This is a genomic window from Nesterenkonia sedimenti (genome assembly GCF_012641515.1).
GTDB classification, from domain to species: domain Bacteria; phylum Actinomycetota; class Actinomycetes; order Actinomycetales; family Micrococcaceae; genus Nesterenkonia; species Nesterenkonia sedimenti.
In genome coordinates, this window is sequence record NZ_JABAHY010000035.1 from 1 (window position 1) to 2,039 (window position 2,039).

Consider the following 2,039-nt stretch of genomic DNA (forward strand, 5'->3'; position numbering starts at 1 on the left):
GATTGGGAGGAGGCCCACCTGCTCAACGCCGCAATCGATGTTCATGCTGATGACCCGGAGTTCGGACACCGGTTCATCGCCGATGAGCTCACCGCCGCCGGGTATCAGGCCTCTGAGCGGCGGGTGTGGCGGCTGTGCTCACAGCAGCACCTCTTCTCAGCCACTCAGCGCAAGGGCAGGAAGAATCACAAGAAGCCAGGCCCGCCAGTTTGTGATGACCTGCTGGCCCGGGATTTCACCGCCACCAGGTCGAATCAGAAGTGGCTGGTGGACATCACCGAGCACCGTACCGGTGAGGGCAAGCTCTACTTATGTGCGATCAAGGATGTCTTCAGCAACCGGATCGTGGGCTATGCGATCGATTCCAGGATGAAATCACGGCTGGCTGTGGCCGCCCTGCATGATGCGGTTTCCCGCCGCGGAGGACCCTCAGAAGTGGCCGGATGCATTGTCCATTCGGATAGAGGGTCGCAATTTCGTTCACGGAAATTCCAGCGGGCGCTGAAGGGATACAAGCTGGCTGGGTCCATGGGACGGGTCGGGGCTGCTGGGGATAACGCGGCGATGGAGAGCTTCTTCTCGACGTTGCAGAAGAACGTGCTCAACAGGCAGTCCTGGGCCANACGTTAGTTCACCAGGCCCCGGCACCAATGATGCGACTCCGTACTGACCCGAACTAAGGCACGACGCTCTTGGAGTTTGAATGAACGGGTCCTTGCCACCACATGGCGCGGATCTTCACGCCATTGTTGGGCTTCCTGCGTTCGCTACTTCCGTGCTGCATCATCATTCCTTGGGTCCAGGTCGCCGTTTTGCTTCTGATCGTTGCCCGCGGTCTCTGGAGGCTCTTCGGTGACTCCGTTGCCCAGGGGCTCAAGAAGGGCGGCGTGATCGATGAGGCTCCGATCCCGTCCGATGTAGTACTTTTCGGTGACTGCCAACGACTTGTGGCCGAGCTGGCGCTGGGCACGTTCGCCCTTGAGGTGAGTCGCTACCGTGCGCCGCATGGCGTGGTGAGTCACTCGAGAACGAAGAGTCTCGTCGAGACCTTCGCACTCCATGGCTCGGTTCAGGGCACGGCCTACTGACTGCCGACGAATGATGTTTCCCGTGCGCGTAGCAAAGACCAGCACGTCGTCCATGTGCTTTTCCTGACGCTTCCGGAGTACATCAACCAGGAACTGTGGGATCGCAAGCTCGCGCACATCTTCAGTCTTGGTGGCGCCGATCCAGAGCTTGCCCTTCTTTCGGGGTTCTTTAGCTGCCTGGTGGATATATACCCAAGGCTCAGGCGAATCCAGATGCACGTCCTCCCAGTGCAAGCCCAGGACTTCGCCAATACGGCATCCGGTCCCGGCAAGGAACTCCCAGATATCAAGAACATACTCCGAAGTAGGACCGCTGCGCTTCCCGCCTGGTACAGCCCAGTTCTTCAGGGCCTGACGGACCAGGTCGACTTCCCATACCTCCAGTGGGTCGGGTTCGGCTGACTTGCCATAGAGGCCTTCGGTGTCGATGTCGGCGATGGGGTTCTTCTCCATCCACGAGTTCTTCCGTGCGAAGGCGAGGGCCTTGTCGAGGATTGTCCGGACTCGCTGGGCCTTGGACTTTCCTTCACCTTCGGCGCTCACCCAGGACCAGAGGAAGTCCTCCAACATACGAGGTGTCAGCTCTGCCAAAGTACGGTCACCAATACCCGGAACGATCTGCCGATCGATCACCTCTTGATACTCCTCAAGAGTGCTGGACTGCAATACCTTCTTGCCATGCCTTTGTGGATTCACCACGGTGGGGTACCACTCTTCAAGCAACTGCTGGACAGTAATTCGTTCAGCCTCCGCTGGACCGCGGTTCCAGGACGCCCTCAGATCACCCCACTTGTCCATGAGCGCATTCTCAGCTTTCCCCTTGGTCTTGCCATACGCGCTCATGGTGAGGGTCGTATCGCTGTAGAGCGCTTTGTACTTCATCCGGGGGTTATAGGCAAAAATGTGTGTACAGGATGGCCCCGGATCGTTGATCTGACGCCGATGTAGGGG

General features: G+C 58.7%; 1 protein-coding gene and 1 pseudogene. One reads left to right on the top strand and one right to left on the bottom strand.

The features are described from left to right. Positions 1-627 (top strand): annotated as a pseudogene (locus HGQ17_RS14785) (IS3 family transposase); the annotation flags it as partial. 140 nt (positions 628-767) lie between these two features. On the opposite strand, the gene HGQ17_RS14790 reads toward HGQ17_RS14785, so the two are convergent. Then, positions 768-2,039, bottom strand: a 1,272-nt coding sequence (locus tag HGQ17_RS14790; RefSeq protein ID WP_211090719.1) for a tyrosine-type recombinase/integrase, incomplete at its 5' end; no start/stop codon positions are given.